This is a genomic window from Salinicola acroporae (assembly GCF_003206615.1).
Lineage (GTDB): Bacteria > Pseudomonadota > Gammaproteobacteria > Pseudomonadales > Halomonadaceae > Salinicola > Salinicola acroporae.
Genome location: NZ_PZJW01000006.1, coordinates 132,354 through 145,272 on the forward strand (window position 1 = coordinate 132,354; position 12,919 = coordinate 145,272).

The 12,919-nt window shown below is 63.8% G+C and carries 17 protein-coding genes; 16 read left to right on the forward strand and 1 reads right to left on the reverse strand.

Translation table 11 applies throughout. The annotated features are described in order from the left end of the window. Positions 1-254: 254 nt before the first annotated feature. Entirely contained in the window at positions 255-845 is a 591-nt protein-coding gene (locus DOM54_RS09985) for a malonic semialdehyde reductase (RefSeq protein ID WP_110716192.1), read from the forward strand. A 25-nt stretch (positions 846-870) separates the two neighbouring features. On the opposite strand, the gene rutR is transcribed toward DOM54_RS09985, so the two are convergent. After that, positions 871-1,527 (reverse strand): HTH-type transcriptional regulator RutR, encoded by a 657-nt coding sequence (gene rutR, locus DOM54_RS09990; RefSeq protein WP_110716193.1) that lies wholly within the window; start codon positions 1,525-1,527, stop codon positions 871-873. A gap of 395 nt (positions 1,528-1,922) precedes the next feature. Between rutR and rutA the strand changes: the two genes are divergently transcribed. From rutA to moaC, 15 genes are all read left to right on the forward strand, one after another. Next, positions 1,923-3,026 (forward strand): pyrimidine utilization protein A, encoded by a 1,104-nt coding sequence (gene rutA, locus DOM54_RS09995; RefSeq protein ID WP_110716194.1) that lies wholly within the window; start codon positions 1,923-1,925, stop codon positions 3,024-3,026. Further along, entirely contained in the window at positions 3,023-3,817 is a 795-nt protein-coding gene (rutB, locus tag DOM54_RS10000; RefSeq protein ID WP_276309675.1) for a pyrimidine utilization protein B, read from the forward strand. Before rutA ends, rutB begins: the two co-directional genes overlap by 4 nt. 2 nt (positions 3,818-3,819) lie before the next feature. Continuing rightward, a complete protein-coding gene (rutC, locus tag DOM54_RS10005; protein WP_110716195.1) occupies positions 3,820-4,206 on the forward strand; it encodes a pyrimidine utilization protein C in 387 nt (128 codons plus the stop codon). 43 nt (positions 4,207-4,249) lie between these two features. Further along, positions 4,250-5,023, forward strand: coding sequence for a pyrimidine utilization protein D (gene rutD, locus DOM54_RS10010; RefSeq protein WP_110716196.1), 774 nt, complete (start codon positions 4,250-4,252; stop codon positions 5,021-5,023). A 42-nt stretch (positions 5,024-5,065) separates the two neighbouring features. Continuing rightward, positions 5,066-5,626, forward strand: coding sequence for a flavin reductase (locus tag DOM54_RS10015; protein ID WP_110716197.1), 561 nt, complete (start codon positions 5,066-5,068; stop codon positions 5,624-5,626). A gap of 121 nt (positions 5,627-5,747) precedes the next feature. Continuing rightward, on the forward strand, positions 5,748-7,262 hold the full coding sequence (locus DOM54_RS10020; RefSeq protein WP_110716198.1) for an NCS1 family nucleobase:cation symporter-1: 1,515 nt from the start codon (positions 5,748-5,750) through the stop codon (positions 7,260-7,262). Between the two features lie 29 nt (positions 7,263-7,291). After that, positions 7,292-7,510, forward strand: a complete 219-nt coding sequence (locus DOM54_RS10025) for a hypothetical protein (protein WP_110716199.1) — start codon at positions 7,292-7,294, stop codon at positions 7,508-7,510. A gap of 14 nt (positions 7,511-7,524) precedes the next feature. Then, a complete protein-coding gene (locus DOM54_RS10030) occupies positions 7,525-8,133 on the forward strand; it encodes a riboflavin synthase subunit alpha (protein ID WP_110716200.1) in 609 nt (202 codons plus the stop codon). A gap of 170 nt (positions 8,134-8,303) precedes the next feature. Next, on the forward strand, positions 8,304-8,855 hold the full coding sequence (locus DOM54_RS10035) for an adenine phosphoribosyltransferase (protein WP_110599292.1): 552 nt from the start codon (positions 8,304-8,306) through the stop codon (positions 8,853-8,855). Positions 8,856-8,929: 74 nt separating this feature from the next. Then, positions 8,930-9,418 (forward strand): xanthine phosphoribosyltransferase, encoded by a 489-nt coding sequence (gene gpt / locus DOM54_RS10040; protein WP_110716201.1) that lies wholly within the window; start codon positions 8,930-8,932, stop codon positions 9,416-9,418. Between the two features lie 18 nt (positions 9,419-9,436). Continuing rightward, complete coding sequence (gene ung, locus DOM54_RS10045) at positions 9,437-10,126, forward strand: uracil-DNA glycosylase (RefSeq protein ID WP_110716202.1); 690 nt, start codon at positions 9,437-9,439, stop codon at positions 10,124-10,126. Between the two features lie 57 nt (positions 10,127-10,183). Next, positions 10,184-10,813, forward strand: coding sequence for a uracil phosphoribosyltransferase (gene upp, locus DOM54_RS10050; protein ID WP_110716203.1), 630 nt, complete (start codon positions 10,184-10,186; stop codon positions 10,811-10,813). Next, positions 10,810-11,430, forward strand: coding sequence for a molybdenum cofactor guanylyltransferase MobA (gene mobA, locus DOM54_RS10055; RefSeq protein WP_240613849.1), 621 nt, complete (start codon positions 10,810-10,812; stop codon positions 11,428-11,430). The genes upp and mobA overlap by 4 nt, the downstream gene beginning before the upstream one ends. After that, complete coding sequence (mobB, locus tag DOM54_RS10060; RefSeq protein ID WP_110716204.1) at positions 11,423-12,001, forward strand: molybdopterin-guanine dinucleotide biosynthesis protein B; 579 nt, start codon at positions 11,423-11,425, stop codon at positions 11,999-12,001. The genes mobA and mobB overlap by 8 nt, the downstream gene beginning before the upstream one ends. Before the next feature lie 132 nt (positions 12,002-12,133). Continuing rightward, positions 12,134-12,916: a cyclic pyranopterin monophosphate synthase MoaC gene (gene moaC / locus DOM54_RS10065; RefSeq protein WP_110716645.1), complete on the forward strand. Its 783-nt coding sequence runs from the start codon at positions 12,134-12,136 to the stop codon at positions 12,914-12,916. Positions 12,917-12,919: the final 3 nt, after the last annotated feature.

Below are 12,919 nucleotides of genomic sequence, written 5' to 3' on the forward strand. Positions count from 1 at the left end.
ACGGATCTCGCGGGGCCGGAGCGACCGCGGCCGTGGGGCGTATCACATTGCGGCCGAGCCGGTGGCATCCGCTGTCATGAAAACCCGGCGACGATCAGGGCTGGAGGTCGGACCGGCGTGACGGCCCACGCAGTCAAGGGTTGCCATTCCGTCAGCGCATTGCTTGTATCGGTGGGGCACGGCGAACTTGCGAGCGCTGCTCGCGCGAGGCTTCTATTGGTACCACTTCATGCATGGCCACCAGGAGATGACAGATGATGCAGACATTGGACGATCAGGCACTGGATCAGTTGTTCAGGACAGCGCGTACACACAATGCGTGGCAGCCTCGCGACGTTACCGAGGAGACCCTGCGCAGGCTCTACGACATGGTCAGGATGGGGCCGACCTCGGCCAACTGCTGTCCGGCAAGGTTTGTCTTCGTCCGCTCCACGGCGGGAAAGGACAAGCTGCTGCCGTGCGTTTCCGCCGGCAACGCCGACAAGACGGCAACGGCCCCCTGCACGGTCATCGTCGCCTACGACAAGCGCTTCTACGATCAGTTGCCGACGCTCTTCCCCCACACCGACGCCCGTAGCTGGTTTACCGGTAGCGAGGCATTTGCCGAGCAGACGGCGCTGCGCAACAGCTCGCTGCAGGCTGGGTACCTGATCCTGGCGGCGCGGGCGATGGGGCTGGATACCGGGCCGATGTCGGGCTTCGATCCCGAGGCGGTGGACCAGGCGTTCTTCGCCGGCACCGGCTGGACCGCCAACATGCTGGTCAATCTGGGCTACGGGGATGAGGCAGGTCTCAAGCCACGCCTGCCACGCCTGGCATTCGAGGAGGCGTGCCAACTGGCTTGAAGCCGACCGCCGGGCGGGCCGCGACTCAGCTGTCGGCGTTCGTCCGGGGGAGTAAACCACCCAGCACGATGCGCGTGATGTTCTCCACCGTTGCCTCGAAGAAGGCCGGATCGGCGAGCGTTCTGCCGGAAATCGCCTCGATCTGGACGGCGAAGTCCGCGTAGTGCTGGGTGGTCCCCCACAACAGGTATATCAGGTGGTGTGGATCGACCGGCCGCAGACTTCCCCGGGCGATCCAGCCCTCGATCACTCTCGATTTTTCCTCCACCAGCAGGCGCAGGTTGCTCTGCAGATCCTCCCGCAGCAGCGGCGCGCCCTGGATCATCTCCAGACAGAACAGTCGGGATGCCTGGGCATGATCCCGCGACAGTTCGACCTTGATTCGGATGTAGTCGCCGATGGCGGTTTCGGGAGACTGCTCGGCATCGATGGCGCGTACCGGCTCCAGCCAGGTGTCCAGGATCTGTTGAAGAACGGCGACGTAGAGCTTCTCCTTGGAAGGAAAATAGTAGAGCAGGTTGGTCTTTGAGACGCCGGCCTGATCGGCAATGGCGTCCAGACTCGCACCGCGCAGGCCGAACTGGGAGAACAGCGCCAGGGCCGCATCCCGAATCCGTTGCTTGCGGGCTTCGCTGGCGGCGGCGCGATTACCGATCGGGGCTGCGGGGGTGATGGACGTCATGATCAACCTTCGTGAATCCCGCGACCGGCCAACGGGGCTTCGCTGGCATGTCGCGGCTGCGTATGTAAGAGCGGTCTCAAGGGACTGGGATTTTATCACGCCCCCAGGTCGCTAGCTTCATCTACCCGATGCTCCCGGCTCATGTGCGCAATGGCCTCTGGTCACATGCACTGAAACGGCGCGGGCGCCACGCGTCACGCATCATGGTTGCGCATTCCGACATCCTTTTCAGACCAATTGGTCCGGTGGCTTGTCGTCCGTGACCGGCAAGCTCTTGAAAGCGGATGGATAAGCTCGGGTTGGCACGTCGGTTGTAAAGGATTGATCAAGGCGTCGGCAGCATCGCAGTGCCGCGATGGCCGACAACTCGCTCCGATACGACGACGAGGTGGCTCATGCAACTAGGCGTCTTCATTCCCATCGGCAACAACGGCTGGCTGATTTCCGAAAACGCGCCGCAGTACATGCCGACCTTCGAGCTCAACAAGGCGGTGACGCAGAAGGCCGAGGGTTACGGCTTCGAGTTTGCGTTGTCGATGATCAAGTTGCGCGGTTTCGGCGGCAAGACCGAGTTCTGGGAGCACGCCCTGGAATCCTTCACTCTCATGGCGGGGCTCGCCGCGGTCACCTCGAAGATCGACCTCTACGCCACCGCGGCGACACTGGTGATGCCTCCGGCCATTACCGCGCGGATGGCGGCGACCATCGACTCGATTGCGCCGGGACGTTTCGGTATCAACCTGGTGACCGGCTGGCAGAAGCCGGAGTACAGCCAGATGGGGCTATGGCCGGGCGACGACTATTTTGCCAAGCGCTACACCTATCTCGATGAGTACGCAACGGTACTGCGGGAGCTGCTTGAAACGGGCCACAGTGATCTCGAGGGCGAGTTCTTCCAGATGGAGGACTGCCGACTGAGCCCGCGTCCGGAAAAGGGCGTGAAGATGGTCTGCGCCGGACAGTCGAGCGCCGGGATGGCGTTCACCGCCAAACACGCCGACTACAGCTTCTGCTTCGGCAAGGGGCTGAATACCCCGACCGCGTTCGCGGCAACGGCCGAGCGTCTCGCGGTTGCCGGCAAAGAGACGGGTCGCCAGGTCGCCTGCTATGTGCTGTTCATGGTGATCGCCGACGAGACCGACGACGCTGCCATGGCACGCTGGGACCACTACAAGGCAGGTGCCGATCAGGAAGCGCTGGACTGGATGGCCGACCAGGGCAGCCAGGACAAGAGCTCCGGCAAGGATACCAACGTGCGCCAGATGACCGATCCGACCTCGGCGGTCAATTTCAATATGGGAACGCTGGTTGGCTCCTTCGAGAACGTGGCGCGCATGCTCGACGAGATCGATACGGTGGAGGGGGTCGGTGGCGTGATGTTGACGTTCGACGACTTCCTTGCGGGGCTCGATACGTTTGGTCAGCGGGTACAGCCGCTGATGAAGACGCGGGTGGGCGTCGCTGATGTGGCGGCGCCGGTACCGGAGGCATTGGCATGAGCGAGCTCGAGCCTGCCGGCGCTGCCACGCCTGTTGTTCGGCGCGGCGGTATGGCCGCTGCAGACGAGATCGTGCTGGCCGGCCGCCCCGAGGCGATCGCCATGCCTCGCGCTGAAACCGCACTGATCGTCGTCGACATGCAAAACGCCTATGCCACGCCGGGTGGTTATCTCGATCTGGCCGGCTTCGACGTCTCGGCGACCGGGCCCGTGATCGAGCGTATCGCCAGAGCGATACGCATCGCCCGGGCCGCGGGGATCACGGTGATCTTCTTTCAGAACGGCTGGGACGCGGCCTATGTCGAAGCGGGCGGCCCGGGTTCCCCCAACTGGCACAAGTCCAACGCGCTCAAGACCATGCGCCAGCGCCCGGAACTTCACGGGAAGCTGCTGGCCAAGGGTGGCTGGGATTATGCGCTGGTGGAAGAGCTGAAGCCCCAGGCTGGCGACATCGTGCTGCCCAAACCCCGCTACAGCGGCTTCTTCAACACGCCGCTGGATAGCATCCTGCGTTCGCGGGGTATTCACCATTTGCTGTTCACCGGCATCGCGACCAACGTCTGCGTCGAGTCGACGCTGCGGGACGGCTTCTTCCTCGAGTACTTCGGCACCGTGCTGGAAGACGCCACCTATCAGGCCGGCCCGCCAGCCGCGCAGAGCGCCGCCATCTTCAATATCGAGACTTTCTTCGGCTGGGTTTCCTCCGTGGACGCCTTCGAAACCGCTTGTGCCAACGATGCCTCGACCCAACCCATTGGCACGACCCCCTCTCTTTCGACAACAGGACTGTAATCATGCCCAAGACCAGTGTGATTCCCGCCGGCTCCGGTGTACCGCTGGCGCCATTCGTACCAGGCAGTCAAGCCGACAACATCCTGTACGTGTCCGGCACGCTGCCGTTCGACAAGGACAACAACGTGGTTCACGTCGGCGATGCCGGAGCGCAGACCCGCCACGTGCTGGAATTGATCCGAAGCGTGGTCGAGACCGCCGGCGGTAGCATGGACGACGTCGCCTTCAACTCGATTTTCCTGCGCGACTGGAACGACTATGCGGCGATCAATGCGGTTTACGCGGAATTCTTCCCTGGCGAAAAGCCGGCGCGCTACTGCATTCAGTGCGGTTTGGTGAAGCCGGACGCACTGATCGAAATCGCCTCGGTGGCCCATCTGCCCCGATGAAGCGAAGTCACTGTCCACTGCCGCGCTGATCATAGGCCTGACCATGCACTACGAAATTCTGGGACGCGATGACCCTGACGCGCCGACGATTCTGCTCTCCGCCGGACTGGGTGGCGCCGGCCGTTTCTGGGAGCCGCAACTGGCCGCGCTCGAGGCCACGCATCGAGTGGTGATCTATGACCACCTTGGCACCGGCAACAGCGCCGCCGAGCTGCCTGCCGGCTACGCCATCGACGACATGGCGGGTGAGGCGCTGGCGCTGTTGGACAATCTAGGTATCGAACGGGTCGATTTCATGGGGCACGCGCTGGGCGGCCTGGTGGGGCTCCAGATGGCCCTGCTGGAGCCCGCTCGTCTTCATCGGTTGATCGTGATCAACGGCTGGAGCCGGGTCGATGTGCAGAGTGAGCGCTGTTTCCGCGTGCGTATCGCGCTGCTCAAGGAGTGTGGTGTGCAACCTTATCTGCACGCGCAGCCGCTGTTTCTCTACCCGGCGGACTGGCTCTCGGCGAACCATGATCGGCTGCTGGCGGAAGAGGCCCACGCGTTGGAGCATTTTCCGGGGGAGAACAACGTGCTGGCGCGTATCGGCGCGCTGTCGCGCTTCGATATCGACTCGCGACTGAGTGAAATCCATGCGCCGACACTGGTGATCGCCTCGCGTGACGATCTGCTGGTGCCGTACCTGCGTTCCGAACGTCTCGCTCGAGCGCTGCCCCATGCGCGCCTGGAGATGTTCGACTACGGCGGACACGGTCTGACGGTGACCGTGCCGGAAGCCTTCAATGCCGCCATGACGCGTTTTCTGACGGCGTGACTCTGCCACCATGGCGACAGGCGGCCCAGTGGAGATAGGCGCATGGCATTAGGACAGCAACACGTATCGACCCACAGACCGGAAGCCGAGCGCCGCGATGTCGACTCGGAGGCGCCGCCGTCAGTCTCGGCGGTCGCGTTTCGCCAGGCGATGTCCTGCCTGCCCACCGCGGTCTATCTGGTCACCACGGACGGGCCGGGAGGTCGCGCCGGGTTCACGGCCTCGGCGGTGTGCAGTGTCACTGATGATCCACCGACGCTGCTGGTCTGCATCAATCGCCGCGCTTCGGCCTATGCGGCCTTTGCCGACAATGCGTTGCTCTGCGTCAACGCGCTGGGTGCCGAGCATGAGACGGTTTCCAATGCCTTCGGCGGCAAGACGCCGATGGCGGAGCGCTTTGCGCGGGCGGAGTGGACCACACAAGCCACCGGCGCGCCGGTGCTGGTCGACGCACTGGCTCACTTCGAATGCCGTGTCAGCCAGCGCGTGGCGGTCGGGACCCACGACGTGCTGTTCTGCGAGATCGAGGCGATGTCGAGCTGCGACGGCCGCGAGCGCCTGCTCTACTTCGATCGACAATATCATCGGCTGCCGAGCCGGTAGCGCTATCGGGTCATCGCTCGAGCTGCGGTATCGAACACGGCACCGTCGCCTCAGCGGTCGCAACTCGGTCCCGGGCCGAGCGCGGGTGGTGAAAGAGTCCAACGGAATCGGGAGAACAACAATGACGACATCCGTTTCTCGCATGGTCGAACGTGACGGCAAGGTCGAACTCATGCTCGGCGACGACGTCCGCGACAGTACCTGTTTCAACGATGACATCGCGCCGACGGCGGCGGGCGAGCGAACCTGGTCGAAGTGGAATATTGCGGCGCTCTGGGTTGGCCTCTCGATCTGCGTGCCGACCTATACGCTAGGCGGTGTATTGACGGCCTACTTTGGCCTCGGCGTCGGCGAGGCGCTGGTCACCATTCTGCTCGCCAACGTGATCCTGTTGATCCCGTTGACGCTCAATGCCTTTCCCGGCACGCGCTACGGCATTCCTTTCCCGGTGCTTCTGCGCTCGTCTTTCGGGATTCGAGGCTCCAACGTACCATGCCTGATTCGTGCCCTGGTGGGCTGCGGCTGGTTCGGCATCCAGACCATGTTCGGCGGTCTGGCGATTCATCTGTTGCTGTCGACGATCGTGCCGCCATGGCAGGCCCTGGGCGGATGGGGCCAGGTTGCCGGATTTTTCATCTTCGCGGCAATGAATCTCTGGGTGGTGATCCGCGGGTCGGAGTCGATCAAGTGGCTGGAGACCCTGTCGGCGCCGCTGTTGCTGCTGGTCGCAGTGGGATTGATGGTCTGGGCGCTGCCTCACGTCTCTCTCGGCGAGCTGATGGCGCAGCCGCCGTCACGGCCGGAGGGGGCGTCGGTCACGACCTATTTCCTTTCCGGCCTGACGGCGATGGTCGGGTTCTGGGCGACCCTGTCGCTGAACATCCCCGACTTCAGCCGTTTCGCCAAGAGCCAGAAGGATCAGATCGTCGGCCAGGTGATCGGACTGCCGTTGACAATGTTCTTCTTCGCGGCGCTGGGTGTGGTGATGACCGCCGCCTCCGCGACGCTGGTGGGGGAGACCGTGTCCGACCCGGTCACGCTGATCGGCCATATCGATAGTCCGGTGTGGGTATCGATCGCGATGGTGCTGATCGTGATCGCCACGATCTCGACCAATACCGCGGGCAACATCGTCTCGCCGACCAACGACTTCCAGAACATCGCGCCCAAGCTGATCAATCGCACCGGTGGCGTGCTGCTGACGGGGCTGGTTGGCACGTTGTTGATGGGTTACGACCTGCTGCAGAAGGCCGGGATGATCATCTCGGATGTGACGCTCGAGAGCCTCTACTCCAACTGGCTGCTGGGCTATTCGAGCCTGCTGGGGCCGATCGCCGGAATTATGGCGGTGGACTATTTCCTGATCAAACGCCAGCAGTTGGACCTGATCAGCCTCTATCGTGATGGCGGTCGCTATCCCGCGATCAATATCGCCGGTTTCATCGCCTTCGGCATCCCCGTGACGTTGACCCTGATCTCGTTGACCACGGGCTTCTGGCAGTGGTTCTACGACTACGGGTGGTTCACCGGCTCGGCACTGGGCGCGCTCGTCTATTTCGTGGCGGGCAAGGCGTTGGACAGGACCCCGGACGTGCGATACGAGTCGCCGCGCGCGGATCGAGCCTCGCTGAGCTAGCGCGGCCGGGGCCACTGATCGAGAGAGTCATGCGGCAAACCAGGCCGTCCATTCGGGTGGCCGTCAACGCCGGACACATCCTGTTGGCGACACTGTCCGACCACCGGCCCGCCTGCGATCTGGAACCGCTCGGCGCGATGCATGGCGGGCAGCCCTGTTTCATGGCTTGCCTGGACGACGTGCTAGAATTCTCGATCTCTGCCGCCGAGGGCGAGGGTCTCTGTCGCCGTCGGCACGTCATCCGTTGAGGCCAGGAGGGGGCATGTTTACCGGGATCGTGCAGGATGTGGGAACCGTGGTGGCGATCGAGACGCGTGAGCAACTGCACACGCACGTGGTGTCGATGTCGCCGGCGATGCGCGAGGGGCTAATGCTGGGTGCGTCGGTCTCCCACAACGGATGTTGCCTCAGCGTGACGGCGATCGAGGGCGAAAACGTCAGTTTCGATCTGATGCGCGAGACGCTGCGCTTGACCAACCTGGGGGACCTGGCGCCCGGGGATCGGATCAACCTTGAGCGCGCGGCGCGTTTCGGCGACGAGATCGGCGGTCACTCCATGTCCGGTCACGTCATGGCGATGGCCCGGTTGGTGGAAATCGACGAGGCGCCGAACAATCGCCGTTTGTGGTTCGAACTGTCGCCCGATCTGGCGCGATTCGTGTTCGACAAGGGGTATATCGGGATCGACGGGATCAGCCTGACGGTCGGCGCTGTCGAGGCCGGGCGCTTCTGCGTCAATCTGATCCCGGAGACCCTGGCAAGGACCACGATCGGAGAGCGCCTGCCCGGTGACCGGGTCAATATCGAGATCGATCCCCAGACCCAGGCGATCGTGGAGACGGTGGAGCGAGTACTGGCCAGCCGTGGTTGACCGGCCGGCCTGGCTGACGGCGCCGCTCCCCGGCGCCAACGCCATCGCTGGCCCCGCGCAGGTCGCGCGGCGGCTTTGGCTTGGGTAACATGGGCGCCTTTGCGCCAGGATTTACCGTTCCGCGAGGGGCACCCTCGGGCGCGCCGTGTTCGGTCAATGGAGTTTCTTCGATGAGCAGCAGCATCTACGGCGACTATATCAAGTCGGTCATTCGTACCGTGCCCGACTGGCCCCAGCCAGGCGTCAATTTTCGAGACATCACGCCACTGCTCCAGAACAGCGCTGCCTTCCGCAAGCTGATCGACAGTTTCGTGCACCGTTACCAGGAACTTGAGGTTGATGCGATCGCGGCGATCGACGCGCGAGGGTTCATCGTCGGTGCGCCGCTGGCCTACGAGCTGGGCTGCAGCTTCGTGCCGGTGCGCAAGAAGGGCAAGCTGCCATTCCGGACCATCAGCGAAACCTATACGCTGGAGTACGGCGAATCGACGGTCGAACTGCATGCCGATGCCTTTCGCGAGCAGGATCGCATCGTGCTGATCGACGACATCATCGCCACCGGCGGTACCATGCTGGCGGCCGCCTCGTTGATCCAGCGCAGCGGTGGCCATGTCGTCGAGACCGCGACCATCCTCGATCTGCCGGAGCTGGGTGGCTCGGCCAAGATTCGCGAAGCGGGCTACAGCGTCTTCGCGGTATGCAGTTTCACCGAGGACGAATAGGCCGCTCGTCACCCAACGCGAGCCACGATGCCGTCATCGCCCGATGGCGGCCCGACCCATTGACTGGACCCGTCATGACCGCCAATCGTTACCAGCATCATTTCACCGTTTCCTGGGACCAGATCCACCGCGACGTCAGGGCACTATGCCATCGACTCGTCGAGCGAGACTTCGTGGGGATCGTTGCGATCACGCGCGGCGGCCTGATCCCGGCGGCGCTGATCGCCCGCGAGCTAAACATCCGCCTGATCGATACTGTCTGCATCAAGAGCTACGACGATCAGTCGCAAGGGAAGCTGGATGTGATGAAGGGCGTCGAGCACGATGGCGACGGCTGGCTGCTGGTCGATGATCTGGTCGACACCGGCAAGACGGCGCGTGCCGTGCGCGACATGCTTCCGAAGTCTCATTTCGTCACCGTCTACGCCAAGCCCGAGGGGCGACCGCTGGTCGATCAGTATCTGACCGAAGTGGCACAGGATTGCTGGATCCAGTTCCCATGGGACCTGGGGCATGCCTACGTCGAGCCGCTGGTCGATCAGGTCCGTCCACCCAAAACCTGACCGCTGCGGAGTGCATCCATGGCCCAGTCGCCGTTACCCGATAGCTGGAACGCCCATCTTGGCGACGAATTTCGCGCCTCCTACATGCAGGCGCTGCGTGAGTTCCTCGCCCAGGAGAAGGCGGCCCACAAGGTCATCTATCCTCATTCCTCCCACTGGTTTCGCGCCTTCGAGCTGACACCGCTGGAGCGGGTCAAGGTGGTGATCCTCGGTCAGGATCCGTACCACGGGCCCCACCAGGCCCACGGGCTCTGTTTCTCGGTACGCCCCGGGGTGCCGACACCGCCGTCGTTGCAGAACATCTACAAGGAGCTGGCCACCGACGTTGGCACCACGCCGGTGAACCACGGTTTTCTCGAGAGCTGGGCGCAGCAGGGGGTGATGTTGCTGAACAGTGTGCTGACGGTCGAGCAGGGCAACGCCGGTTCCCATCGCAATCGCGGCTGGGAGACGTTGACCGACCGGGCGATCCAGACCATCAACGAGCACTGCGATGGCGTGGTGTTTCTACTCTGGGGCAGCTACGCCCAGAAGAAGGCGAGCTTTGTCGATCGCGGCAAGCATCTCGTGCTTCACGCGCCGCACCCGTCACCGCTTTCCGCCCATCGCGGTTTCTTCGGCACACGCCACTTCTCTCAGGCCAATGCCTTCCTCGCCGAACGTGGTATCACGCCCATCGACTGGCAGTTGCCCGCCAGCGTCGCCTGACCCCGGGCAGGTCGCGTACAATATCGCGGTTATCCCATTCTGACGAAGGCGCCGATCATGAGTGTGCACCCCATCTCCCACCCCCTGGTCAAACACAAGCTTGGACTGATGCGGGCGGCCGACATCAGCACCAAGAGCTTTCGCGAGCTGGCCTGCGAGGTGGCCAAGCTGCTGACCTACGAAGCGACCCAGAATCTGGAGATGGAGCCGGCGACGATCGAGGGCTGGAACGGCTCCCCGATCGAGGTCGAACAGATCAAGGGCAAGAAGGTCACCATCGTTCCCATCCTGCGCGCGGGTCTGGGAATGCTGGATGGCGTCACCGATCTGATCCCCAGTGCGCGCATCAGTGTCGTGGGTCTCTACCGTAACGAGGAGACGCTGGAGCCGGTACCCTATTTCGAGAAGTTCGTCAGTGCCCTGGACGAGCGCCTGGCGATCGTGATCGATCCCATGCTGGCCACGGGCGGTTCGATGGTGGCGACGCTGGACATGCTCAAGGAGCGGGGCTGCCAGCAGATCAAGGTTATCGTGCTGGTCGCGGCTCCGGAGGGGATCGAGCGGGTCCAGAAAGCGTATCCCGATATCGAGATCTATACGGCATCTATCGACGAACGGCTCGACGAGAATGGCTACATCGTGCCGGGACTGGGCGATGCCGGCGACAAGATCTTCGGCACCCGGTGATCGAACGCGCCGATGTCACGGGGGTGTTGCTGGCCGGTGGCCGCGGCCAGCGGATGGGCGGCGTGGACAAGGGGTGGGTGGACCTCGATGGCCGGCCGCTGGTCGCGCAGGCATTGCAGCGGCTATCGTCCCAGGTCGATCGCGTCGTCATCAGCGCCAATCGTCATCTCGACCGCTATCGCCGACTGGGTCACGCCGTCGTCACGGATTCGCTGCCCGGCCATCCGGGGCCACTGGCCGGGGCGCTGGGTGCTCTGCGGGAGGTTTCCACGCCATGGATACTGCTGGCCCCGGTGGATATGCCTTGGCTTCCCGTCGACACCTTGGCCAGGCTTGCGGGCGCGATCGGCGGGGCGGATATCGCGGTCGCCCACGATGGCAGGCGATTGCAGCCCCTGGTGGCACTGATACGCAGCTCTCTGGGCGCGGACCTGTCGGACTGGCTGGCGGCCGGTGGCGGCCGGGTCGTCACCTGGTACGACCGGCACGACTGGATTGAGGTCGGTTTTCCCGGCCAGGATGCGCAGTTCACCAACCTCAACACCCCCCATGAGGTGGCGCTGGCGGCGTGCGCCCAGGCCGGTCACGCCAGCCCGCCGGATAGCTGCCATGAATGACGCCGTCGACACGCTCGCCTGCGACATTCCCCTGCTGGGAATTGCCGCCTGGAGCGGAACCGGCAAGACGACGCTGCTGGAGATTCTGTTGCCCCTGCTTCGAGCGCGGGGCTGGCCAGCGGCCGTGATCAAGCACGCTCATCACGACTTCGATATCGACAAGCCCGGCAAGGACAGTCATCGCCTGCGTGCGGCGGGAGCGACCCCCATGGTGGTGGCCTCCGGTCGGCGTTTCGCGCTGATGATGGAAACGCCAGGGCAGCAGGAGCCGGACTTGCCGACACTGGTGGCGCAGGTCGCCAGCTTGAAGCCGAAGCTGATTCTGGTCGAGGGATTCAAGACCTGGCCGATTCCGAAGCTGGAACTGTATCGCGGCGAGTCCGGTCAAGCGTGGGCGGCTGAACAGGATCCTTGGGTGCAGGCCGTGGCTTACAAGCCTGGCGAGGTTCCCCCTGGGACACTTGCCCGCCTGCCGTCGACGCTGCCCCGTCTGGATCTGGACGAGCCGGAGGCGATTCTGGCCTGGATCATCGATTGGGCCGCTGCCTGGCGGCCCAGGGCACGACCCTGAACGACCGATATCTTCACCGCGCGCATCGCGGCATCGTCTGCACCTGGTGGGGGCGGTGCGGCAGGCACCGTGGCGGCGATCACGCTACACTTGATATCTGATTCAATGATGGAAAAACGAGGCGAGTTCAGCATGACACTCACGCATCTCAATGCGCGTGGCGAAGCCCACATGGTCGATGTTGCCGACAAGCAGGAGACGCGGCGTGAGGCCCGAGCCCGAGGTTCGGTTCGCATGCAGGCTTCGACCCTGGCGCTGCTGGCCGACGGCGATCTGCCCAAGGGCGACGTGCTGGCCACGGCGAGAATCGCCGGCATCCAGGCGGCGAAGCGGACCCATGAATTGATTCCGCTTTGCCACGCGTTGGCCTTGTCCAAAGTCAGCCTCGAGTTCACCCTGGACATTGAGGAAAGCTGCGTGCACGTCGAGGCATTCTGCCGCCTCAATGGGCGCACCGGCGTGGAGATGGAGGCGCTGACAGCGGTTTCCGTGGCCTGCCTGACGCTCTACGACATGTGCAAGGCGGTCGACAGGGGCATGATCATCGATGGAGTCCGCCTCGAGCAGAAGAGCGGCGGCCGCTCCGGGGAGTGGTCGCGGCAGGCTGTGGCCCAAACGTCGCTGGCAACGACCGGGGAGAAGGGCGCCATCTCGCCAACCGGAACGCTGAAGGTGCAGTTCCTGGCGGAACTCAGGGAGCGTTTCGAAATCGCCGAGTGCACGCTGGCGTGGGAGCAACTCCCCACGGCCGATATCGCTGGCGTCAAGCTGGCGCTGATCGAGCGGGATGCCAAGTTCAAGGCGCTCCTGAGCCAGCGCGTGCTTTGCGCCCGCAATGAAGCCATGAGCCAGGACGGCACCGTGATTGCCCCGGGAGACGAGATCGCGTTCTTCCCGCCGGTCACCGGGGGCTGAGTG

What these genes read in the sequence shown, in the direction of transcription:
- DOM54_RS09985 (WP_110716192.1), top strand. Translation starts at nt 255, where the DNA reads ATGATGCAGACATTGGACGATCAGGCACTGGATCAGTTGTTCAGGACA.
- rutR (WP_110716193.1), bottom strand. Translation starts at nt 1,527, where the DNA reads ATGACGTCCATCACCCCCGCAGCCCCGATCGGTAATCGCGCCGCCGCC.
- rutA (WP_110716194.1), top strand. Translation starts at nt 1,923, where the DNA reads ATGCAACTAGGCGTCTTCATTCCCATCGGCAACAACGGCTGGCTGATT.
- rutB (WP_276309675.1), top strand. Translation starts at nt 3,023, where the DNA reads ATGAGCGAGCTCGAGCCTGCCGGCGCTGCCACGCCTGTTGTTCGGCGC.
- rutC (WP_110716195.1), top strand. Translation starts at nt 3,820, where the DNA reads ATGCCCAAGACCAGTGTGATTCCCGCCGGCTCCGGTGTACCGCTGGCG.
- rutD (WP_110716196.1), top strand. Translation starts at nt 4,250, where the DNA reads ATGCACTACGAAATTCTGGGACGCGATGACCCTGACGCGCCGACGATT.
- DOM54_RS10015 (WP_110716197.1), top strand. Translation starts at nt 5,066, where the DNA reads ATGGCATTAGGACAGCAACACGTATCGACCCACAGACCGGAAGCCGAG.
- DOM54_RS10020 (WP_110716198.1), top strand. Translation starts at nt 5,748, where the DNA reads ATGACGACATCCGTTTCTCGCATGGTCGAACGTGACGGCAAGGTCGAA.
- DOM54_RS10025 (WP_110716199.1), top strand. Translation starts at nt 7,292, where the DNA reads ATGCGGCAAACCAGGCCGTCCATTCGGGTGGCCGTCAACGCCGGACAC.
- DOM54_RS10030 (WP_110716200.1), top strand. Translation starts at nt 7,525, where the DNA reads ATGTTTACCGGGATCGTGCAGGATGTGGGAACCGTGGTGGCGATCGAG.
- DOM54_RS10035 (WP_110599292.1), top strand. Translation starts at nt 8,304, where the DNA reads ATGAGCAGCAGCATCTACGGCGACTATATCAAGTCGGTCATTCGTACC.
- gpt (WP_110716201.1), top strand. Translation starts at nt 8,930, where the DNA reads ATGACCGCCAATCGTTACCAGCATCATTTCACCGTTTCCTGGGACCAG.
- ung (WP_110716202.1), top strand. Translation starts at nt 9,437, where the DNA reads ATGGCCCAGTCGCCGTTACCCGATAGCTGGAACGCCCATCTTGGCGAC.
- upp (WP_110716203.1), top strand. Translation starts at nt 10,184, where the DNA reads ATGAGTGTGCACCCCATCTCCCACCCCCTGGTCAAACACAAGCTTGGA.
- mobB (WP_110716204.1), top strand. Translation starts at nt 11,423, where the DNA reads ATGAATGACGCCGTCGACACGCTCGCCTGCGACATTCCCCTGCTGGGA.
- moaC (WP_110716645.1), top strand. Translation starts at nt 12,134, where the DNA reads ATGACACTCACGCATCTCAATGCGCGTGGCGAAGCCCACATGGTCGAT.